The following is a 585-nucleotide window of genomic DNA, read 5'->3' as shown; positions in this document are numbered from 1 at the left end:
AGATGTAGCCGGCGCCGCGGCGTCGGTGCTGCGGTCCCTGCCACCAGCCGCACGGACCCGTCTCCTGCGGATTGTGACCTCTCGGTAACTCGCCTCGGCTGCGTGACCTCGGCTTACCCGGCGTAACATTCGGCAAGTTGATCACGCTCTCAAGGTGAGCCGGTTGATCACCGGTGTTACGTCGCAGCGCCCACACGTCCGTTGTGGGCTGCACGGCACCGGGCGCACGCTCCCTTCCGGGGAGTGGGCCCGCCTGTGTGACCACGGTCCGGGAAGTGGCCTGCCCAGTTCCGGCAGGAAGGAGTTCGCCGAGGATAGCCCCTTCGTCAACGTTTGTGTCTCGTCCTGTTCGTCGATCGCTGACCGCCGCTGCCGTTCACAGAAAAGCCACGCCTTCCTTGATAGCTACGAAAGTCCGGTCCGCGCCGCCCCGGCATGCCCGCACCGTGTCCCACGGCCGGGTACGGGGTGTGTATCTCCCTCGGCTCGCGGACGCGGACGCGTCCTCCATGGCCAACTACTGCATCCCCTTGCTGGTGCTGGGGACGACGAACTCCTCGTCGCTGACCGGGATCGCCTTCATGC

General features: G+C 66.3%; 1 pseudogene. It reads left to right on the top strand.

Annotated elements, in window-relative coordinates:
- Nucleotides 1-446: 446 nt before the first annotated feature.
- Nucleotides 447-585, top strand: a pseudogene (locus tag LPA54_RS35430) (MFS transporter); the annotation flags it as partial.

Origin of the sequence: Streptomyces sp. DH12 (assembly GCF_020873895.1) — a bacterium.
GTDB lineage: Bacteria > Actinomycetota > Actinomycetes > Streptomycetales > Streptomycetaceae > Streptomyces.
Note: the sequence above shows the minus strand (reverse complement) of the source record. Positions and strands in the feature narration are given on the sequence as shown.